Raw genomic sequence first — 20022 nt, 5'->3', positions numbered from 1 at the left:
CACGCATTAAGGCGGGCTTCACGTCACGGCCGTGGAATTCCGCGCCGGCCGATTACCCCAACTGCCGGTAGCGGCCCCGGAAATACATCAATGGGCCGCCCTCCGTGCTCGGCACTCGCGCGGTCAGCACCCGGCCGATGACGAGCGTGTGGTCGCCGGCCGTCACCCGCTGCTCGGTGCGGCACTCCAGGGTGGCCAGCGCACCGCCCACCAGCGGGGCGCCGGTGGCCTCGCCGCGGACGCAGGGGAGGCCCTCGAAGAGCAGGCGGTCGCTGATGCGGCCCTTCATGGCGAAGCGGCCGGCGATGTGGCGCTGGCTCTCGGAGAGGACGGAGACGGCCCACAGCGGCTGTTCGTCGAGCAGGTCGTCCATGCGGGCGCCCACGCGCAGGCTGACCAGCACCAGCGGCGGGTCCAGTGAGACGGACATGAAGGCGGTGGCGGTCATGCCGACGTCCTCGACGCCCGGCGCGGTCGGGTCGTCCGGGTCCAGCGGCGGCTCCTGCGCGGTCACCAGGACCACGCCCGCGCCCAGCCGGGACATCGCGGCCCGGAACTCGTCGTTGCTCACCCCCTCAGCATGCCCGGAAGCAGAGGTGGCGGTGGGTGAGGGAGTGTTCAGCACGCCGGAAACGCTAATCTCCGCACCGTGCGCGCCGCATCGGCCCTCCGCCCTAGCCGGGTCCTAGGGCCGGGGGACCAGGAGGTGTGGACGGTTCGTGCATCATGTGAACGCGCCCACAAAGCCTGCGTTCGTAAACACACAGGGAAAACGTAGAAACTCCACCCAATTGTTCATGTTCTTCTGTGACTTGAGTCACAAGGGGCAGGAATTGTTGACCCTGTGTACCGAGTGGGCAGCGCGCTGTGATTCAGTGACGGGAAGCCGTAAGAGCACCACGGGAAGCACCACCGTAAAGAAGCGCCGAAGGCAACCCTTGATTCGCTGCGAGGTCTCGGGGGGAGGGCGAGCATGGAGACCGAGTCGGAGCCGTATGTCCGCCTTGCGTCCCTGCGACAGCTGCACCAGGTCATGGCCGACATGAACACGGCACGCAGCCTGGCGGACACACTGCAGACGGTCGCCGACGGCGCCGTGGGCGCACTCGGTTACGAGATGGCGTGCGTCAACCTCGTCCGCCCCGACGGCGATCTCGTGGTCGCCGCGTTCTCCGGCAACTCCGCGGCCGAGGCCCTGATCACCGGCCGGGTCGGCTCCCGCGAGTCCTGGGAGCGGCGGCTGAACATGGGTGAGCAGTGGGGCGACCTGGTGTTCATACCGCACACCGAGGGCTGGGTGCTGGACGACGACGACGTCCCGCAGTGGTACACCGACGGACCCGCGCCCCGGTTCGAGGACGAGTGGCACCCCTCCGACCGGCTCTTCGCGCCGATGTACACGCCCGGCCCGCACGGCGGCAGCTCCTCCGGCGAACTGCTCGGGGTCATATCCGTCGACCGGCCGCGCAACGGCCGCCGTCCCGGCGCCTGGGGCCGCGAGGCCCTGCAGATGTACGCCTTCCAGGCCGCCATCGCGATCAGCAACGCGCGTCTGCGTGCCAACATGCAGCGCGCCCTGGTCCGTCTGGAGCGGGAGCAGCAGGCCCTCAGGGCCAGTGAGGAAAGCTTCAGGCAGGCCTTCGAGTACGCGCCCTCCGGCATGGCCATCGCCGAGATGGGCGGCGACCAGCACGGGCGGATCCTGCGCACCAACGACGCCCTGTGCCGTCTGCTGGGCCGCCCCGCCTCCGCGATGCGCCGCTACTCCTTCTCCGACCTCGTCCACCCCGAGGACATCGGCACGCTGCTGCGCACCTCGGCGGAAGGCGGCCGCGCGGAGCTCCGCCTCGGCCGCCGCGACGGCAGCTACGTCTGGGTCAGCCTGCGCAACTCCGTCGTCGCCGACGCCGCCGACGGCCCCCGCTTCCTGCTCACCCACGTCGAGGACATCGAGGAGCGCAAGCGCCGCGAGCTGCAGCTCGCCCACCGCGCCTCCCACGACTCCCTCACCGGCCTGCCGAACTCCGCCGAGCTGCGCTCCCGGCTGTCGGCCCGCCTGTGTCAGCGCGCGACCCATCCCGGGGCGCTGGAGTCCCTGGACGCGGCCTACGGCCACCCCGCCTACGACACCCCCGCGGGCCACGGCTTCGACTTCGCACCGGGCGTCGAGGCGCTCGAGGGCTACGACCACCACGTCCACACCGTCGCACCCGAGGACGGCCGCGACGACGGGACCAAGGGCCTCGCGGTCCTCTTCTGCGACCTGGACGGCTTCAAGTCGATCAACGACCGCTTCGGCCACAACGCGGGCGACGCGGTTCTGATCGAGGTCGCCCGGCGCCTTTCGCAGGGCGTGCGCGACGGGGACACGGTCGCCCGGCTCGGCGGCGACGAGTTCGTGATCCTCGCCGACGGCCTCGGCAAGGCCGACGCCCAGGACCTCGCCGTACGCCTGCGCAACGAGATCATCCAGCCCATCCGCGCCGAGGGCCGGGCCGTCCGGGTGGGCGCCAGCTTCGGCATCGGCTGGGCGCACTGCGGCATGACGGCGGACGAAGTGTTGAAGTCAGCCGACGAGCGGATGTACGTAGAGAAACGATCTCGTCCCAAACAGCACCGACGCGCCGGATGATCCGCAGGTCAGTGAGCTGATGCGATACGGCTCACCCGTTTGGGGCAGCCAGAGCGGGTAGGCTCGCCATTCCACACCCGTACCGCATACGCCCGCACCTGTTGAGGAGTACCAAGGGATGACGCCCGGCGACAACGGCGCGAGCACGCCCGAGGACGACGACCCGTTCGGCTACCTGTACGCCGACGGTCAGGCCAGAGGCGCCCAGCCGCCGTCCGGCGGTTACGGCTACCCGAACTCGGTGAGCAGGGTGCGCACGGTCGGCGAGCGCCAGTACGGCCAGCCGCAGGCCCCGTACGGCCAGCAGCCGGCCGTCCCGCAGCAGCAGGGCGCCCACGGTCAGCCGAACGCCTACTACCAGGCCCCCGAGACCCTCCCCGGCGGAGCGACCACGAGCCGGCAGCCCGCGCCCCCCTCCGGCGGCCGCCGCGGCCCGAACACCAAGGGCCTGCTGATCGGCGCGATCGCGGTGGTCGCCGCGGTCGTCATCGGCATCAGTGTGGCGATGCTCAACGGCAACGACGACAAGAAGACGGACAACCGGGCGGGCACGACCTCGACCCAGTCCCAGAGCAGCAAGCCGAGCCCGTCGGGCAGCAACCCGGCGGCGTCGGGTGAACTGCCGAAGGTCGACGCCGTGGACGGCTCCGTGCAGCTGGCGGGAGGCGTCACCGTGGCCTCGGACGTCAAGGGCGCGAAGGCCGACGGCGGCTCCTACGTCACGAACTTCAACCAGGTTGGCGCGTCCATCACCTGGAACGTGAGCGATGTCCCCAAGTCGGGCAAGTACAGGCTGTACGTCACGTACGGCGTGCCCGGCAAGGACGCCAACGCCACCCTCACGGTCAATGGCACGGTCCAGAACCGCCCCCTCAACCTGGGGAACTTTGCCAAGGCCGCGGAGGGCGACTACGAGAAGGGCTGGACCAACACCTGGGGGAACATCACCCTCAACAAGGGCACCAACACCATCAAGATCTCCTGTGAGCAGGGCAACCAGTGCGACGTCAACTTCGACCAGCTCTGGCTGAAGGCTGGGTGGGGGTAGTCCGCGGGCGGCAACTCACCGGCGACGAGGGACGACCTGCCCGGCGACGGCGAGCGCGACGGTCAGGGCCTGGGCACCGGCAGGCCTGGGAGTTCGGGGTGGCGGGTGCTGCCCGCCGCCATGCTGAGCCGGACCCCCGGTGCACGTGGTCGTGCTGACCCGGTGTTGACCCGGTCGTTCGCGATCCGGGCAAGGCACTTGTCGCTGACGGAATTCCTGATCACGGCACCGGCGGAAGTGTCCATGTCCTCGAAGAGCCACGGAGCTGCGTTGTCCGCGGCGCAACAGGGCTGAATGCTCATGCCGTGAGAGTGTGGGCTGTCACCACAGCCCGGTCCACCAGCTCGTCGTAGGTCGCGCGGTCGAACTCGCCTGCCGTTGGGGACAGGACGGTCGCCGTCGACAGGGCTACCGCGCGGGACAGGCGGTCCGGCCAGGGGAGTTGCTCGACCAGGCCCGACAGCAGGGCCGCGACCGCCGAGTCGCCCGCGCCGGTGGGGTTGCCGTGGACGCGGGCGGGCGGGGTGGCGCGCCAGCGGCCCTCGGGGGTCGCGGCGAGCAGGCCCTGCGGGCCGAGGGAGGCCACGACCGCGTGGGCACCCCGCCGCCGGGCGTCCTGCGTGGCGCGCGATGGCTCGTGGGAGCCGGTGAGCTCGGCCAGTTCCTCGGCGTTCGGCTTGATGATGTCGGGGCGGGCGGCGACCCCGCGGCGCAGGGGCTCCCCACTGGTGTCCAGCAGTACGGGAACACCGAGGGCGCGGGCCGTGCGTATCAGGCCCGCGTACGCGCCCACCGGCACACCCGGCGGCAGGCTGCCGGACAGGGCCACCGCCGAGGCGCTGGGCAGGAGCTCGTCGTAGCGGTCGAGGAAGGCACCCCACTCGGCCGGCTCGATCTGCGGGCCCGGTTCGTTCAACTGCGTGGTGTCGCCCGTCAGTTCGTCCACGATGGCGATCGTGCGACGGGTGGATCCCGCGCTCGGAACCAGCGCGTCCGTCACGCCGGGCGTGGCCGAGAGCCGTTCGCGCAGCACCTGTCCGGTGGCGCCGCCCGCGAAGCCGGTGACGGTCACCTCGTGCCCGAGAGCGGCCAGCACCCGGGCCACGTTCACGCCTTTGCCGCCCGGTCGCTCGACGACGTCCGAGACGCGGTGCGAGGCGTGCGGCCGCAGCGACCGTACACGATAGGTGATGTCGAGAGCGGTGTTCAGTGTGACCGTGAGGATCACCCGGGCCGACCTCCCCTCGAAGTGCGCCATCGGTTTCCGGGGCCCTGATCATGCCAAAGAGACGGCGGTCGGCCCAGTGCTCGGGTCGGCCACCGTCTCTCGACGCCAGGACGGATCAGGGCAGTTGGGGCGCGACGGCCCATTCTCCTTGGCGCATCACGCCCTTGAGGTCGAAGTTCGCGTCCAGCAGGACCAGGTCGGCGTCCTTGCCCGGCTCCAGGGAGCCGATGCGGTCGAAGAGGCCGAGCAGCCGGGCCGGGTTCACCGACAGCGCCGTCACCGCGTCCTGCACCGGCAGCTTGTCGACGGTCACCGCCCGCTTGAACGCCCGGTCCAGGGTGAGCGTGGAGCCCGCGATCGAGCCGCCCTCCACCAGCCGTGCCACGCCCTCGCTGACCTCCACCTCCAGCGGGCCGAGCATGTAGCGGCCGTCGCCGATGCCCGCCGCGTCCATCGCGTCGGTGATGAACGCGACCCGGGAGGCCCCCGCGTGATGGAACGCCAGCTCCAGCGCGGCCGGATGCAGATGCGTGCCGTCGTTGATCAGCTCGACCGTGACCCGCTCGTCCTCCAGCAGGGCGGCGATCGGGCCGGGGGCGCGGTGGCCGAGGGCGGGCATGGCGTTGAAGAGGTGGGTGGCGACCGTGGCGCCCGCGTCGACGGCCTCGACCGTCTGCTCGTAGGTGGCGTCCGTGTGCCCGATCGCCGCGATCACGCCGTGCTCCGCGAGCAGCCGTACGGAGTCGATGCCGCCCGGCAGCTCGGTGGCGAGGGTGACCATCTTCACCTTGCCGCGCCCGGCGTCGATCAGCTTGCGGACCTCGGCCGGGTCCGGGTCGCGCAGCAGCTCCTCGGAGTGCGCGCCCTTGCGGCACGGGGAGATGAACGGCCCCTCGAAGTGGATGCCTGCGATGTCACCCTGTTCGGCCAGCTCGCTCAGCAGCCCGGCCTGGGTCACCAGCAGGTCCATCTCGTCGGTGACCGTGGAGGCGACCAGGGTGGTGGTGCCGTGCAGGCGGTGGGTGCGGACGGCGGTGAGGATCTCGTCCGCCGTGCCGGAGAAAGAGGCTCCGCCGCCGCCGTGGTTGTGGATGTCGACGAAGCCGGGCACCAGCCAGTGGCCGGTCACGTCGATCACGTCGGCGTTCCCGGGTGCCGAAGCCGCGATCCTCGTACCCTCCACGACCACCCGCCCGTCGTCCACCACCCCGGTGGGCAGCACCACCCGAGCACCTGCGAGAACCAAGCTGGGAGCCATCAGGCGGTTACCTCCGAGGGGTCGGTGGAGTCGAGGAGATCCCGGGCGAGAAGGCCCGCGCCCAGGCAGCCGGCGGTGTCGCCGAGTGCGGCGGGGACGATGGACGGCAGTTTCTGGAAGGTGACCCGCTGCCGGACGGCGTCCCGCAGTGGCTGGAACAACACTTCCCCCGCTTCGGCCAGGCCGCCACCGATGATGAGCGTGCGCGGGTCCAGCAGGGTGAGTGCGGTGACCAGCCCGTCGGCGAGCGCGTCCACCGCCCCCTGCCAGACCCGGACGGCGTTCGGGTCACCGGACACGACGGCCTTCGCGCAGTCGGCCGCGTCCGCGTCCGGGTCACCGCAGGCGGCGGCCCAGGCCTCGCTGACGGCGGACGCGGAGGCGTACCGCTCCAGGCAGCCGCGCTGCCCGCAGGGGCAGAGGATGCCGCCGGGCCGTACGACGACGTGCCCGATCTCGCCCGCGAAGCCGTGCGCGCCCGCCTCCACCCGTCCGTCCAGGCCGATCGCTCCGGCGATCCCGGTGCCCAGTGGCACGAACAGGAACCGGTCGGCGCCCTTGCCCGCGCCGATCCGGCCCTCGGCGAGCCCACCGGTGCGCACGTCGTGGCCGAGCGCGACGGGGACGCCGAGCCGGTCGGCGAGCAGGGCGCGCAGGGGTACGTCCCGCCAGCCGAGGTTGGCCGCGTAGACGGCGGTGCCGTGCTCCTCGTCGACGATGCCGGGGACCGCGAGGCCGGCCGCGGCGGCGGGTTCGCCGTAGCGCTCCACGCCGTACGCGCGCAGCTCGGCGGCGAAGTCGAGGATGCCCGCGACCACCGCGTCGGGGCCGCGCTCGCGGCCGGTCGCCCGGCGGGCGCGGTGCAGCAGCGCGCCGTCGTCGCCGACCAGGGCGGCCTTCATCCCGGTACCGCCCACGTCCAGGGCGATGACATGTCTCACGGGAACAGTGTGGCCCGCGGACCCATGAGAGGTCTAGTCCACTCACGTGGTGTAGACCTTATGTGTCCATATATTGAACGGTCAGACAGCAGGGTTGGGGTTTTGACGGTGCGTCGGCGTACGACAGGAACGATCGCGGTGGTGTCCGCACTGGGCATGACGGCGGTCCTCGGCGGCTGCGGGAGCACGGGGTCCTCCGACGTGACCCTCAGACTGGTCGCCGCCGACTACGGCGACTCCGCGGCGAACAGCTCCCAGAAGTACTGGGACAAGCTGGTCGAGACGTACGAGTCCCAGCACCCCGGGGTGAAGGTCGAGGTCAGCGTCTACTCCTGGAACGACGTCGACCGCAAGGTCAAGGAGATGGTCGGCGCCGGTCACGCCCCCGACCTGGCCCAGATCGGCGCCTACGCCGACTACGCGGCCGCGGGCAAGCTGTACCCGGCCTCCGACCTGCTGTCCATCCGCACCCAGGCCGACCTGCTCCCCCAGCTCTCCGACGCGGGCGAGTGGAAGCACGTGCAGTACGGCGTCCCGTTCGCGGCCTCCACCCGGGTGCTCTTCTACAACAAGACCCTCTTCGCCCAGGCCGGCATCACCCCGCCCACCACCTGGAGCGAGCTGGCGGCCGACGCCAGGGCGCTCAAGGACAAGGGCGTGAAATACCCCTACGCGCTGCCCCTCGGGCCCGAGGAGGCCCAGGCCGAGACCATGCAGTGGCTGCTGAGCGGCGGCAACGGCTACACCGACGACATCGGCACCTACACCATCGACTCGGCGCAGAACGTGCGGACCTTCACCTGGCTCAAGGACGAGCTGGTCGACAAGGGCCTGACGGGCCCGGTCGCCCCCGGTCGGCTCAACCGCGCGGACGCCTTCGACGCCTTTGCCGCAGGCCAGGTCGGCATGGTCAACGGGCATCCCACGCTGATCCAGCAGGCCGCCAAGAAGGGCGTGAAGTTCGGCACGGTCCGGATGCCGGGCCGCACCGGCAGGGCCAAGGCCTCGATGGGCGTCGCCGACTGGATGATGGGCTTCAAGCAGAACGGGCACGCCGAGCAGATCGGCGACTTTCTCGACTTCGTCTACGAGCAGAAGAACGTGCTCGCCTTCTCCCGCGAGTACGGCCTGCTCCCGGTCACCGGCTCCGCGTCCGACACCATGACCGCGTCGGACTCGGCCCCGGACAAGGAACTGCGGCCCTTCCTCGAGCAGCTGCCCACCTCCGAGCTGTACCCCGTCGGCAAGACCTCCTGGGCGGCGGTCAGCGCGGCCGTGAAGAAGAGCATCGGCCAGGCGGTCGCCCCCGGCGGCAGCCCCGGCGGCGTCCTGACCCGCCTGCAGTCGGCCGCCGCGGCGGCGGACAGCAGCGAGGCGAACTGAGCCGGCTGTCGGTGCCCGGCGTTACGGTGGCCCCCATGGAACTGGGCAGCCGCGAAAAGGCCATCCTCGCGCTGGAACGCCGGGGCTTTCCCGGCCCCGGCGCGAAGGAACGGGCGATACGCGAGGAACTGGGCCTGACACCGGTGCGCTACTACCAGCTCCTCAACGCGTTGCTGGACGACGAGCGGGCGCTGGCGCTGGACCCGGTGACGGTGAACCGGTTGAGACGCGTACGGGAGGCACGGCGGGCCGAGCGCTGAGGTTGCGCGGCTCCAGGCGTGACCTCGGCCCCAGCTGGATACTGTCGCTGTATGGACCTTCTGCCGACCCCGGCAACCCAGGCCGGGCGGGACGGACTCGCCGCGCTGCTCGCCATGCCGCACACCGCGGTGATCGGCCTCGACTTCGACGGCACACTCGCCCCCATCGTCGCCGACCCCGAGCAGGCCCGCGCCCACCCCGATGCCGTACCCGCGCTCGCCGCGCTCGCCCCCAAGGTCGCCTCCGTCGCCGTGGTCACCGGCAGACCCGCCGAGGTCGCCGTGCGGAACGGCGGCTTCGCGGGCGTGCCCGGCCTGGAACATCTCGTCGTCCTCGGCCACTACGGCGCCGAGCGCTGGCAGGCCGCGACCGGCGAGCTCAGCGCACCACCACCGCACCCCGGCGTGGCCGCGGTCCGCGCCGAGCTGCCGGGCCTCCTGGACCGCGTCGGCGCCGGGCACGGCGCGTGGATCGAGGAGAAGGGGCGTGCGGTCGCCGTCCACACCCGCCGTGCCGACGACCCCCAGGCCGCCTTCGAGGCCCTGCGCGAACCCCTCGCCGACCTCGCCACCCGGCACGGCCTGATCGTCGAGCCCGGCCGGCTGGTCCTCGAACTCCGCCCGCCCGGCATGGACAAGGGCGTCGCCCTCCTCGACCACGTCCGCGCCACGGGCGCCGGGGCCGTCCTCTACGCCGGCGACGACCTCGGCGACCTCCCCGCGTTCGCGGCGGTCGAGAAACTCCGCTCGGACGGCGTCCCCGGCCTCCTGGTCTGCAGCGGCAGCACGGAGGTCACCGAACTGGCGGAACGGGCGGACATGGTGGTGGAGGGTCCCGAGGGTGTCGTGGGACTGCTGCGGGCACTGGCGGAGCGGATCGGCTGACTCAGCCGTTCAGCGCACCCAGCTGATCCAGGAACCACTGAGCGGGCGGCAACGCGGTGGCAGCGGCCGCCAGCCGCTTGGAGCGCTCCGCCCGCTCGGCCCCCGGCAGGCTCAGCGCCTCGTGCAGCGCCCGCGCCGTCCCCACGATGTCGTACGGGTTCACCACGAACGCGTTCTCGCCCAGCTCCTCGTACGCCCCGGCCTCCCGGGACAGCACCAGTGCGCAGCCCTCGTCGGAGACGACCGGCACCTCCTTGGCGACCAGGTTCATGCCGTCCCGGATCGGGTTGACCAGGGCGACGTCGGCCAGCCGGTACGCGGCCAGCGAGCGCGCGAAGTCGTCCTTCACATGGAGCACCACCGGCGTCCAACCCGGCGTGCCGTACACCGAGTTGATCTCATCCGCCACCCGCTGCACCTCGGCCGTGTACTCCCGGTAGACGGCGAGGTCCTGCCGGGACGGGTAGGCGAAGGCCACGTGCACCACCCGTTCGCGCCACTCGGGGTGGTCCTCCAGCAGCTGCCGGTACGCCAGCAGGCCGCGCACGATGTTCTTGGACAGCTCGGTGCGGTCCACCCGGACGATCGTTCGGCGCCCCTCGCCGATCTCCTTCCGCAGCAGGGCCATCCGTTCGTCCACGTCCGCCCGGTGCGCCCGCTCGCGCAGGAAGTCCGCGTCCGCCCCCAGCCCGTGCACCCCGATCCGGGTCCCGGAGGGGATGCCGGGGCCCAGTACCGCGTGACAGCAGTCGGTGAACGCGTCCGCCCACCGCCGGGTCAGGAACGCCGCCCGGTCCGCGCCGAGGATGCCCGTCAGCAGCTCGGCCGCGATGTCGTCGGGCAGCAGGCGGAAGTAGTCCGGCGGGGCCCACGGGGTGTGCGAGAAGTGGCCGATGCGCAGGTCGGGACGGAGCTGGCGGAGCATCCGGGGCGCGAGGGCCAGGTGGTAGTCCTGGATCAGCACCGCGGCGCCCTGCGCCGCCTCCTCGGCCAGCGCCTCGGCGAACGCCTGGTTGTAGGCCTCGTACGACGCCCACTGCCGTCGGAACTCCGCGTCGAAGATCGGCTCCAGCGGGGTCTGGTACAGCATGTGGTGGACGAACCACAGCACCGAGTTCGCGATGCCGTTGTACGCGTCGGCGAACACGCTCGTGTCGATGTCGAGCATCCGCACCCGCTGCCCACCGGTGTCCTCGGCCGGCAGCAGCCCACCGCCCGCGCGCCGCACCGCCTCGCGGTCGCCGTCGCCCAGCGCGGCGCACACCCACACCGCGTTGGCGTCGGACCCGATGGCGGACAGCCCCGAGACCAGCCCGCCACCACCCCGTTTGGCGTGCAGCGAGCCGCCCGCGCCGTCGGGGCGCACCTCGTACGAAACCGGGCCGCGGTTGGACGCGACCAGCACCTCAGCACCGTGCCTGGAAGCCATAAGCCTCAACCTAGCCCGGCCCGGAAACCCTCAAACGTACGTTCCACCCTCGAGGGGGCTGTATACAGCCGTTTCCCAGTGCGAGTGCGCCCTCACGCCACCCGGCGCGCCGCGTACTCCGCGATCTCCGCCATCGGCGGGCGCTCCTCGGTGTCCACCGAATAGGTGCGCGGCTCGAACCCGTCCTCACCCCGCTCGAACTGGGTCAGGGACGGACGGATGAGATGCCCGCGGGCGAGCCTCAGCTGCGCCGTGCGGTAGATCGCCGCGGCCATCCGGCCCAGCGCCTGTCCGTCCTGGTGCCGGTGCTTGCGCACGCCCACGTCGACCTGCGCCAGCGCGTCCAGGCCCACCAGGTGCAGGGCGTCCACCAGCATGCCCAGCTCCACGCCGTATCCCACCGGGAACGGCAGCTGCTCCAGCAGCGATCGGCGGGCCGCGTACTCGCCGCCCAGCGGCTGGACGAAGCCGGCCAGCTGCGGCCAGTGCATGTTCAGCAGCGGGCGGGCCATGAGTTCCGTGACCCGGCCGCCCTGGCCCGCCCGTCGCCCGGCAGCACCCTTCTGCCGAGCTCCTTCGGCGCCCACCTCCTCGCTGCCGAGCGGGCGGTCGTACATGGCCTTGACCAGGTCGACGCCCGGGTCGGTGAGCAGCGGGCCGACGATCCCGGAGACGAAGTCGGAGGAGAACTCCTTCAGGTCGGCGTCGATGAAACAGACGATGTCCCCGCCGGTCACCAGCAGGGAGCGCCACAGCACCTCGCCCTTGCCGGGGACGGCCGGGATACGCGGGAGGATGTCGTCGCGGTGGACGACCCGGGCGCCCGCGGAGGCGGCGACCTCGGAGGTCTGGTCGGTGGACCCGGAGTCGACGACCACGATCTCGTCGACCAGCGGGACCTGTTGCATGAGGTCGTGACGGACGACCGCGACGATGTCGCCGACCGTCTCCTCCTCGTTCAGCGCGGGCAGGACGACGGAGACGGACTGGCCGGTGCGCTGCTTGGCGGCCAGTATGCGGTGGAGAGGGCGATCGGCCACGGACCAGGAGCGGGTGGCCAGCCAGCGCTCGACTTCTTCCAGCACGGTCTGCGGCTCCTCACTGTCGTGATCACAGCGGTGACTCGGTGTGATCCATCTCGCGGTTCGGACGACTATCTCAACTGTCCTGGCCTTCGGTTACAGTCTTGAACAACGCCGATGACCATTGCATGTCGGGGGTCGCGCGCGTTCACAACCACATACAGCTCATCCAGAGGGGCAGAGGGACACGGCCCGATGAAGCCCCGGCAACCCTCCAGTCGGTTCTCGTTCTCCAGCGAGGCTCCCGGCTAGGGAAGGTGCCAAATCCGTCTCACGGCGAGATGCGTCGTGAGGAAGATGAGGAGAAAGGGCCTCGCCTCCATGGCTGTGCAGACCGTTGCAAGCACCAGCAATCCCACCGTCGACCTCGGCCCCGCCGCGGCCCTGAGCTGCCGCGAGTGCGGTCACCGGGTGCCCCTCGGGCCGGTGTTCGCCTGCGAGGAGTGTTTCGGCCCGCTGGAGATCGCCTACGACTTCTCCGCCTACGACACCGAAGAGCTCCGCAAGCGTATCGAGGCGGGCCCCGCGAACATCTGGCGTTACGCGCCGCTGCTGCCCGTCCCCGCCGACGTGGCCGACAAGCCCAACCTCAACCCGGGCTGGACCAAGCTCGTCAAGGCCGACAACCTGGCGCGCGAACTGGGTGTCACCGGCGGGTTGTATGTGAAGGACGACTCCGGCAACCCGACGCACTCCTTCAAGGACCGAGTGGTCGCTCAGGCTCTGGAGGCGGCGCGCGCCTTCGGCTTCAGCACGCTCTCCTGCTCCTCGACCGGCAACCTGGCCGGTGCCGTCGGCGCCGCGGCCGCCCGGGCCGGCTTCCGGTCCTGCGTGTTCATCCCGCACGACCTGGAGCAGGGCAAGGTCGTCATGGCCGCGGTCTACGGCGGTGAGCTGGTCGGCATCGAGGGCAACTACGACGACGTGAACCGCTTCTGCTCCGAGCTGATCGGCGACCCGGCCGGCGAGGGCTGGGGCTTCGTCAACGTCAACCTGCGGCCTTACTACGCGGAGGGCTCCAAGACCCTGGCGTACGAGATCTGCGAGCAGCTCGGCTGGCGGCTCCCCGACCAGATCGTGGTCCCGATCGCCTCCGGCTCCCAGCTCACGAAGATCGACAAGGGCCTACGGGAACTGGTCGAGCTCGGGCTCGTCGAGGACAGGCCGTACAAGATCTTCGGTGCCCAGGCCGAGGGCTGCTCGCCGGTGTCGACCGCGTACAAGGCGGGCCACGACGTCGTACGGCCGCAGAAGCCGAACACCATCGCCAAGTCGCTGGCCATCGGCAACCCGGCCGACGGGCCGTACGTCCTGGACATCGCGCGCCGCACGGGCGGCGCGGTGGAGGACGTGACCGACGAGCAGGTCGTGGACGCGATCAAGCTGCTGGCCCGCACCGAGGGCATCTTCGCCGAGACGGCCGGTGGCGTGACGGTGGGCGTGACGCGCAAGCTCATCGAGAACGGCGTCCTGGACCCGTCGCTCACCACGGTCGTCCTCAACACCGGCGACGGCCTCAAGACCCTCGACGCGGTGGCCGGCACCGGCCTCACCGCCACCATCCGCCCGACCCTGGACTCCTTCCGAGAGGCTGGCCTCGCATGAGCGTGACCGTTCGCATCCCCACCATCCTGCGCACCTACACGGACGGCCGGGCGGAGGTCCCCGCCGAGGGCGCGACCCTCGCCGAGGTCATCGAGAGCCTGGAGAAGAACCACGCCGGCATCGCCGCCCGGGTGCTGGACGACCAGGGCAAGCTGCGCCGTTTCGTCAACGTGTACGTCAACGACGACGACGTCCGCTTCGAGCAGGGGCTGCAGACCGCGACCCCGGACGGTGCCGGTGTCTCCATCATTCCGGCCGTCGCCGGCGGCTGAGCATTACCTTCGGTAACCGCGGTTACCGATTGTTCATCGAATGGCCTCCTCCGTGAGAGAAACGGAGGGGGCCATTCAGTGTGATTGAGCGCGGTACAGTTGGGGAAAGCGTTCCGGATCTGCGGGTCGCAGGCCCCGGAAATCGCGCCGCACACCCGACAAGAAGTAGCCAAAATGCGCGGGTTTTATGCGGCTTTTGAGCCATTTATGGAGCCCGACTTGCCCTGAATTTGTCTGAATTCTCGTCAGATTCCGGATCGGGCTCGTCCAGAATTCTCGTCCGATTGACCTGTTGCAGACGGCAGTTGGACAGATACATTCAGCCGCGGTCGACGCGTTCCGGCGCACGCCCCCGACCAATGGGGGGTGAGGTCTGACCCGGGTCCGCGAAGTGTGGATCTGTGCAAGGGCCAGTAATAGGGGAGTTAGGCATGGCTCAGGGCACCGTCAAGTGGTTCAACGCGGAGAAGGGCTACGGCTTCATCGCGGTCGACGGTGGTGCGGACGTCTTCGTCCACTACAGCGCGATCCAGATGGACGGCTACCGCACCCTGGAAGAGGGCCAGCGGGTGGAGTTCGAGATCTCGCAGGGCCAGAAGGGCCCGCAGGCCGACATGGTTCGCGTCACCGCCTGAACGTTCTTCACGCGAAGGGCCCACACCCCTCGGGGGTGTGGGCCCTTCGTCCTGTTCGCCCCGGGCTGATCCCCCCAAGGCGCTTGCACTCGCCATGCCCGAGTGCTAATCATTGCGTTAGCACTCTGAAGGTGAGAGTGACAAAGAAGGACCGGGTCGGTGAGGCCCGCAGGCCACGTGGGGCAAGGAACCACAGGCCGGCGAGCCGTCCGTCGCGGGCGCGGGCGCGGTCCGAAGGAATCACCCCCAGTCCTGGAGGGACCACTTCACATGGCCAAGATCATCGCGTTCGACGAGGAGGCGCGGCGCGGCCTCGAGCGCGGCATGAACCAGCTCGCGGACGCCGTGAAGGTGACGCTCGGCCCCAAGGGCCGCAACGTCGTCCTCGAGAAGAAGTGGGGCGCCCCCACGATCACCAACGACGGTGTCTCCATCGCCAAGGAGATCGAGCTCGAGGACCCGTACGAGAAGATCGGCGCCGAGCTGGTCAAGGAAGTCGCCAAGAAGACGGACGACGTCGCCGGTGACGGAACGACCACCGCGACCGTGCTCGCCCAGGCCCTGGTCAAGGAGGGCCTGCGCAACGTCGCCGCCGGTGCCAACCCGATGGCTCTGAAGCGGGGTATCGAGAAGGCCGTCGAGGCCGTCTCCGCCGCCCTGCTGGAGCAGGCGAAGGACGTCGAGACCAAGGAGCAGATCGCCTCCACCGCGTCCATCTCCGCCGCCGACACCCAGATCGGCGAGCTGATCGCCGAGGCCATGGACAAGGTCGGCAAGGAAGGCGTCATCACCGTCGAGGAGAGCAACACCTTCGGTCTGGAGCTCGAGCTCACCGAGGGCATGCGCTTCGACAAGGGCTACATCTCCGCCTACTTCGCGACCGACATGGAGCGCATGGAGGCGGTGCTCGAGGACCCGTACATCCTCATCGCCAACTCCAAGATCTCCTCGGTCAAGGACCTGCTCCCGCTGCTGGAGAAGGTCATGCAGTCGGGCAAGCCGCTGCTGATCATCGCCGAGGACGTCGAGGGCGAGGCCCTGTCGACCCTGGTCGTCAACAAGATCCGCGGCACCTTCAAGTCCGTCGCCGTCAAGGCCCCGGGCTTCGGTGACCGCCGCAAGGCCATGCTCGGCGACATCGCCATCCTCACGGGCGGCGAGGTCATCTCCGAGGAGGTCGGCCTCAAGCTGGAGAACGCGACCCTGGACCTCCTGGGCCGCGCCCGCAAGGTCGTCGTCACCAAGGACGAGACCACCATCGTGGACGGTGCCGGCTCCTCGGAGCAGGTGCAGGGCCGCGTGAACCAGATCCGCGCCGAGATCGAGAACAGCGACTCGGACTACGACCGCGAGAAGCTGCAGGAGCGCCTGGCGAAGCTCGCCGGCGGTGTCGCGGTCATCAAGGCCGGTGCCGCCACGGAGGTGGAGCTCAAGGAGCGCAAGCACCGCATCGAGGACGCCGTCCGCAACGCGAAGGCCGCCGTCGAGGAGGGCATCGTCGCCGGTGGTGGCGTGGCCCTGCTGCAGACCACCAACGTCTTCGAGAAGCTGGAGCTCGAGGGTGACGAGGCGACCGGCGCCCAGGCCGTGAAGCTCGCGCTCGAGGCCCCGCTGAAGCAGATCGCCGTCAACGCCGGCCTCGAGGGCGGTGTCGTCGTGGAGAAGGTGCGCAACCTGACCCCGGGCCACGGCCTGAACGCCGCGACCGGCGAGTACGTCGACCTGGTCGCCGAGGGCATCATCGACCCGGCGAAGGTGACCCGTTCCGCCCTGCAGAACGCCGCCTCCATCGCCGCGCTGTTCCTCACCACCGAGGCCGTCATCGCCGACAAGCCGGAGAAGGCCGCCGCGGCCGCTCCGGGCGGCATGCCGGGCGGTGACATGGACTTCTGATCGACCTGACGGTTGATCGCCTGTCCTTCGAACCGAGGGCGGTACGTCCAGCTTCTGGCTGGGGGTGCCGCCCTCGGGCGTTGCACGGGCCCCGGCCGGCGTAGTCCTTGAGCTTCTCCGGGAACGTGAGGCTCGGGAGCCGGTGAGCGACCGTGGGGCCGCCCGCTTCTCGGCGAGTGTCGTGCTTCTCCTGACTCGGCCCCATGGGCACGACTGGGCCAATGCCGGGCCTTGCCCGGCCTTGTCCGCGCAGTCACTTCCAGAGACACGGTGGCCCACATCTGCCCATCGTTCGGCAGGCCGGGCAGGGAGGGGTCGCCCACCGGCCGTGAGCCGCTGCGCCGGCCCGGCGTGCAGGTGAGGCGCGGGCACGCCCGCCGGCCGAGGATGCCCGGTGAGCCGACCGTCGTCGCCGACGCGGGCTGGGCCACTGGTCTTTCGGGCTGCTCGCTCGCTTCTCACCCGTGCTGGACCGGTCCGGGGGAAGGTCGTCGTCGGCGGCTTCCCGGCAGTCGCCCCCGCTGCCGCCGCCGTGGCTGGACCGGCAGTGTGAGCGGTGTCACGTGAGGGCTTTCGTCGGGCCGGAATGTGGGGCAGCGCATAGGCAGTTGCTTCAGAAGGTGCAACAATGCACGCGCACATACCCTTCGGTCAGCCAGAGTCACCCCCTGAGGAGCCCCCACGTGACCGTCACGACGCCCCCCGCCTCCCGCGCGGCCCAGATCCTCTCCCGTCCGATCACACTCAACGGGCTCACCGTTCCCAACCGGATCGCGATGGCGCCGATGACCCGGATGTTCTCCCCGGGCGGCATCCCCGGCGAGGACGTGCGGTCGTACTACGCCCGCCGCGCCGCCGCCGGTGTCGGTCTGATCGTCACCGAGGGCACCTACGTCGGCCACGAGTCGGCCGGGCAGAGCGACCGCGTGCCCCGGTTCCACGGCGAGGAGCAGCTGGCCGGCTGGGCGAAGGTCGCCGAGGCGGTGCACGCGGCGGGCGGCACGATCGTGCCGCAGCTGTGGCACATCGGCATGGTGCGCAAGCAGGGCGAACCGCCGTTCGCGGACGCGCCCGCCGTCGGCCCGTCCGGCCTCGTCACCGAGGGTGCCGAGCCCACCGGCAAGGCTATGACACAGCAGGACCTGGACGACGTCGTCGCCGCGTTCGCCGAGGCCGCGGCCGACGCCGAGCGCATCGGCTTCGACGGCGTGGAGCTGCACGGCGCCCACGGCTACCTCCTCGACCAGTTCCTGTGGGCGGGCACCAACCGTCGCACGGACGCGTACGGCGGCGACCCGGTGGCCCGCACCAGGTTCGCGGCGGAGATCGTCGCGGCGGTCCGCGAGGCGGTGTCCCCCGACTTCCCGATCCTCTTCCGCTACTCGCAGTGGAAGCAGCAGGACTACGGCGCCCGCCTGGCCGAGACCCCCGAGGAACTGGAGGCCATCCTCACCCCGCTGTCCGCCGCCGGCGTCGACGTCTTCCACGCCTCCACCCGCCGCTACTGGCTCCCCGAGTTCGAGGGCTCCGACCTCAACCTCGCGGGCTGGACGAAGAAGCTCACCGGCAAGCAGGTCATCAGCGTCGGCTCGGTGGGCCTCGACGGCGACTTCATCAACGCCTTCCAGGGCGAGGGCTCCCCGGTCAAGGGCATCGACAACCTCCTGGACCGGCTGGAGGCCGACGAGTTCGACATGGTCGCCGTCGGCCGCGCCCTGCTCCAGGACCCGGAGTGGGCGGCGAAGGTCCTCTCCAACCGCTTCGACGAGTTGAAGCCGTACGACGCGGCCGCGGTGAAGACGCTGAGCTGAAGCGGCCGGAGCCGCCGGGCACGTGTGATCGATCCGTTCCGTTCCTCTGATGACCAGTAAGGAGCGAGCATGACGACGAGCGAGTCGCAGACCCCGACGTCGGAGACCGCCGGACCCGTGGTGCGCACCGCCACCGGCGCGGTGCGTGGCCGCCACGAGGCCGGTCTGGCGGTCTTCCGGGGCATCCCCTTCGCCGAACCCCCGGTCGGCGGAGCCCGGTTCCAGGCCCCGCGCCCGGCCCGGCCCTGGGACGGCACCCGGGAGGCGTACGCGTTCGGCCCGCCGCCCCCGCAGGACGTCGGCATCCAGGGCCGCGCGGGCCTGTCGGCCGGCCCGGTGGGCGACGACTGGCTGACGGTGAACGTCTGGACCCCCGAACCGGACCCGTCCGCCGGCCGCCCGGTGATGGTGTGGATCTACGGCGGCGCGTACAAGATGGGCCACGCCGGCCAGCCCGGCTACGACGCGCAGCGCATCGCCCGGGACGGCGATGTCGTCGTGGTCACCTGCAACTACCGCGTGGGCGTGGAGGGCTTCGCCCGCCTCGACGGCGTACCGGCGAACCGGGGCCTGCTGGACCAGGTGGCGGCCCTGGAGTGGGTCCAGGCGAACATCGCGGCGTTCGGCGGCGACCCCGGCCAGGTCACCGTCTTCGGCGAGTCGGCCGGGGCGGGCTCTGTGGCCTCACTGCTGGCGATGCCGAGGGCGCGGGGCCTGTTCCGGCGGGCGGTGGCACAGAGCGTGCCCGGCACGTTCTTCTCCGACGAACTGGCGCGGGACATAGCGGCGGCACTGGCGGCGGAGGCGGGCCACCGCCCGACGGCGGCCGAACTGGCGACGGTGGATCCCCGCCGACTGCCCGAGGCCGGTCAGTCGTTGAGCGCCAAGATGCTCCAGTACAGGGACCGGTGGGGCCGGGTGGCGCCGACGGTCACCCCGTTCGCCCCGGTCGTCGACGGGGACGTCCTGCCCACGACCCCCTGGCAGGCGCTGGCATCCGGCGCCGCCCGGCACATCGACCTCCTGGTCGGCCACAACCGCGACGAGTTCCGCCTCTTCATGGCCCTGGGCGGCATGCTCGGCAAGGTCACCGAGGACCAGGCGACGGCAGCCCTGCGCCTGCTGGCCCCCGGCGGTGAGGCGGGCGAACGGGCCTACCGCTCGGCCTTCCCCGACGCCTCGCCCACCGACCTCTACGCACGCGTCCAAACCGACTGGCTGTTCGCCATACCGAGTCTGCGCCTGGCGGAGGCCCAGCTGGCGGGCGGAGGCCGGGCACACGTCTACGAACTGACCTGGCCGGCACCGGGCAACGGCGGGGCGCTTGGCGCCTGCCACGCCCTGGACATCCCGCTGCTCTTCGGCACGTTCCACGCGGACCTGGGGAACCTCCTCTTCGCCGGCGGGGAGACAACGGCCGAGGCGGAGGAGTTGTCGATGCGCTTCCGCCGCGCGTGGACGTCGTTCGCCCGGACCGGAGACCCGGGCTGGCCGGCGTACGACACCGAGGCACGCCTGGTGCAGGTACTGGACGTGCGGCCGACGGTCACGGCATACCCGGAGGAGCGCAGCAGGCGCCTGTGGGAGGGCCACGACTTCATCCCCCTGCCTCTGCTCGCCCCGGCGCTGCCCTAGCTGTACTCGGCCGGGAAGGTTCACC

At 70.9% G+C, this 20022-nt stretch carries 17 protein-coding genes and 1 riboswitch; of the genes, 11 read left to right on the top strand and 6 right to left on the bottom strand.

The window, feature by feature from the left end; genetic code table 11:
- Positions 1 to 52 precede the first annotated feature (52 nt).
- Positions 53 to 625 carry a flavin reductase gene (locus ACFZDC_RS30145; RefSeq protein WP_391328945.1) on the bottom strand — a complete coding sequence of 191 codons (573 nt, stop codon included), beginning with the start codon at positions 623 to 625 and terminating at the stop codon, positions 53 to 55.
- Between the two features lie 348 nt (positions 626 to 973).
- Here ACFZDC_RS30145 and cdgB point away from each other — a divergent pair, with 348 nt between their 5' ends.
- Both cdgB and ACFZDC_RS30135 read left to right on the top strand, forming a co-directional pair.
- Complete coding sequence (cdgB, locus tag ACFZDC_RS30140; protein WP_391328944.1) at positions 974 to 2632, top strand: diguanylate cyclase CdgB; 1659 nt, start codon at positions 974 to 976, stop codon at positions 2630 to 2632.
- Positions 2633 to 2750: 118 nt separating this feature from the next.
- Positions 2751 to 3680, top strand: a complete 930-nt coding sequence (locus ACFZDC_RS30135; protein WP_391328943.1) for a CBM35 domain-containing protein — start codon at positions 2751 to 2753, stop codon at positions 3678 to 3680.
- A 298-nt stretch (positions 3681 to 3978) separates the two neighbouring features.
- Here the strand turns inward: ACFZDC_RS30135 and ACFZDC_RS30130 are convergent, their stop codons facing one another.
- The 3 genes from ACFZDC_RS30130 to ACFZDC_RS30120 form a co-directional block, all read right to left on the bottom strand.
- Complete coding sequence (locus ACFZDC_RS30130; protein WP_391328989.1) at positions 3979 to 4908, bottom strand: hexose kinase; 930 nt, start codon at positions 4906 to 4908, stop codon at positions 3979 to 3981.
- 115 nt (positions 4909 to 5023) lie between these two features.
- On the bottom strand, positions 5024 to 6166 hold the full coding sequence (nagA, locus tag ACFZDC_RS30125) for an N-acetylglucosamine-6-phosphate deacetylase (protein ID WP_391328942.1): 1143 nt from the start codon (positions 6164 to 6166) through the stop codon (positions 5024 to 5026).
- Entirely contained in the window at positions 6166 to 7107 is a 942-nt protein-coding gene (locus tag ACFZDC_RS30120; protein WP_391328941.1) for an ROK family protein, read from the bottom strand. The genes nagA and ACFZDC_RS30120 overlap by 1 nt, the downstream gene beginning before the upstream one ends.
- A gap of 138 nt (positions 7108 to 7245) precedes the next feature.
- Here ACFZDC_RS30120 and ACFZDC_RS30115 point away from each other — a divergent pair, with 138 nt between their 5' ends.
- Genes ACFZDC_RS30115 through otsB form a run of 3 tightly spaced genes read left to right on the top strand, consistent with a single transcriptional unit; the run spans position 7246 to position 9635 of the window.
- The gene (locus ACFZDC_RS30115; RefSeq protein ID WP_391328940.1) at positions 7246 to 8490 is read left to right on the top strand and encodes an extracellular solute-binding protein; all 1245 of its coding nucleotides are present in this window, start codon (positions 7246 to 7248) and stop codon (positions 8488 to 8490) included.
- 35 nt (positions 8491 to 8525) lie between these two features.
- Complete coding sequence (locus tag ACFZDC_RS30110) at positions 8526 to 8750, top strand: DUF3263 domain-containing protein (protein ID WP_391328939.1); 225 nt, start codon at positions 8526 to 8528, stop codon at positions 8748 to 8750.
- 51 nt (positions 8751 to 8801) lie between these two features.
- Positions 8802 to 9635: a trehalose-phosphatase gene (gene otsB / locus ACFZDC_RS30105; protein WP_391328938.1), complete on the top strand. Its 834-nt coding sequence runs from the start codon at positions 8802 to 8804 to the stop codon at positions 9633 to 9635.
- A gap of 1 nt (position 9636) precedes the next feature.
- On the opposite strand, the gene ACFZDC_RS30100 is transcribed toward otsB, so the two are convergent.
- On the bottom strand, positions 9637 to 11064 hold the full coding sequence (locus tag ACFZDC_RS30100) for a trehalose-6-phosphate synthase (protein ID WP_391328937.1): 1428 nt from the start codon (positions 11062 to 11064) through the stop codon (positions 9637 to 9639).
- A 92-nt stretch (positions 11065 to 11156) separates the two neighbouring features.
- A complete protein-coding gene (locus ACFZDC_RS30095) occupies positions 11157 to 12149 on the bottom strand; it encodes a glucosyl-3-phosphoglycerate synthase (protein ID WP_391328936.1) in 993 nt (330 codons plus the stop codon).
- A gap of 159 nt (positions 12150 to 12308) precedes the next feature.
- A riboswitch (SAM riboswitch) is annotated at positions 12309 to 12450 on the top strand.
- A gap of 17 nt (positions 12451 to 12467) precedes the next feature.
- Between ACFZDC_RS30095 and thrC the strand changes: the two genes are divergently transcribed.
- The 6 genes from thrC (at position 12468) to ACFZDC_RS30065 (ending at position 19997) form a co-directional block, all read left to right on the top strand.
- Positions 12468 to 13751, top strand: coding sequence for a threonine synthase (gene thrC, locus ACFZDC_RS30090; RefSeq protein ID WP_391328935.1), 1284 nt, complete (start codon positions 12468 to 12470; stop codon positions 13749 to 13751).
- Entirely contained in the window at positions 13748 to 14023 is a 276-nt protein-coding gene (locus ACFZDC_RS30085) for a MoaD/ThiS family protein (protein ID WP_391328934.1), read from the top strand. The genes thrC and ACFZDC_RS30085 overlap by 4 nt, the downstream gene beginning before the upstream one ends.
- A gap of 431 nt (positions 14024 to 14454) precedes the next feature.
- Positions 14455 to 14658 (top strand): cold-shock protein, encoded by a 204-nt coding sequence (locus ACFZDC_RS30080; RefSeq protein WP_004986573.1) that lies wholly within the window; start codon positions 14455 to 14457, stop codon positions 14656 to 14658.
- 270 nt (positions 14659 to 14928) lie between these two features.
- A complete protein-coding gene (groL, locus tag ACFZDC_RS30075) occupies positions 14929 to 16551 on the top strand; it encodes a chaperonin GroEL (RefSeq protein ID WP_391328933.1) in 1623 nt (540 codons plus the stop codon).
- A 683-nt stretch (positions 16552 to 17234) separates the two neighbouring features.
- Entirely contained in the window at positions 17235 to 18362 is a 1128-nt protein-coding gene (locus tag ACFZDC_RS30070; RefSeq protein WP_391328932.1) for an NADH:flavin oxidoreductase, read from the top strand.
- A 69-nt stretch (positions 18363 to 18431) separates the two neighbouring features.
- Positions 18432 to 19997 (top strand): carboxylesterase family protein, encoded by a 1566-nt coding sequence (locus ACFZDC_RS30065; protein WP_391328931.1) that lies wholly within the window; start codon positions 18432 to 18434, stop codon positions 19995 to 19997.
- The last annotated feature ends 25 nt before the right edge of the window (positions 19998 to 20022 follow it).

The sequence above is a fragment of the Streptomyces sp. NPDC007905 genome (assembly GCF_042959345.1).
In the GTDB taxonomy this organism is placed as follows: Bacteria; Actinomycetota; Actinomycetes; order Streptomycetales; family Streptomycetaceae; genus Streptomyces.
This window is presented reverse-complemented; position numbering and strand designations above follow the sequence as displayed.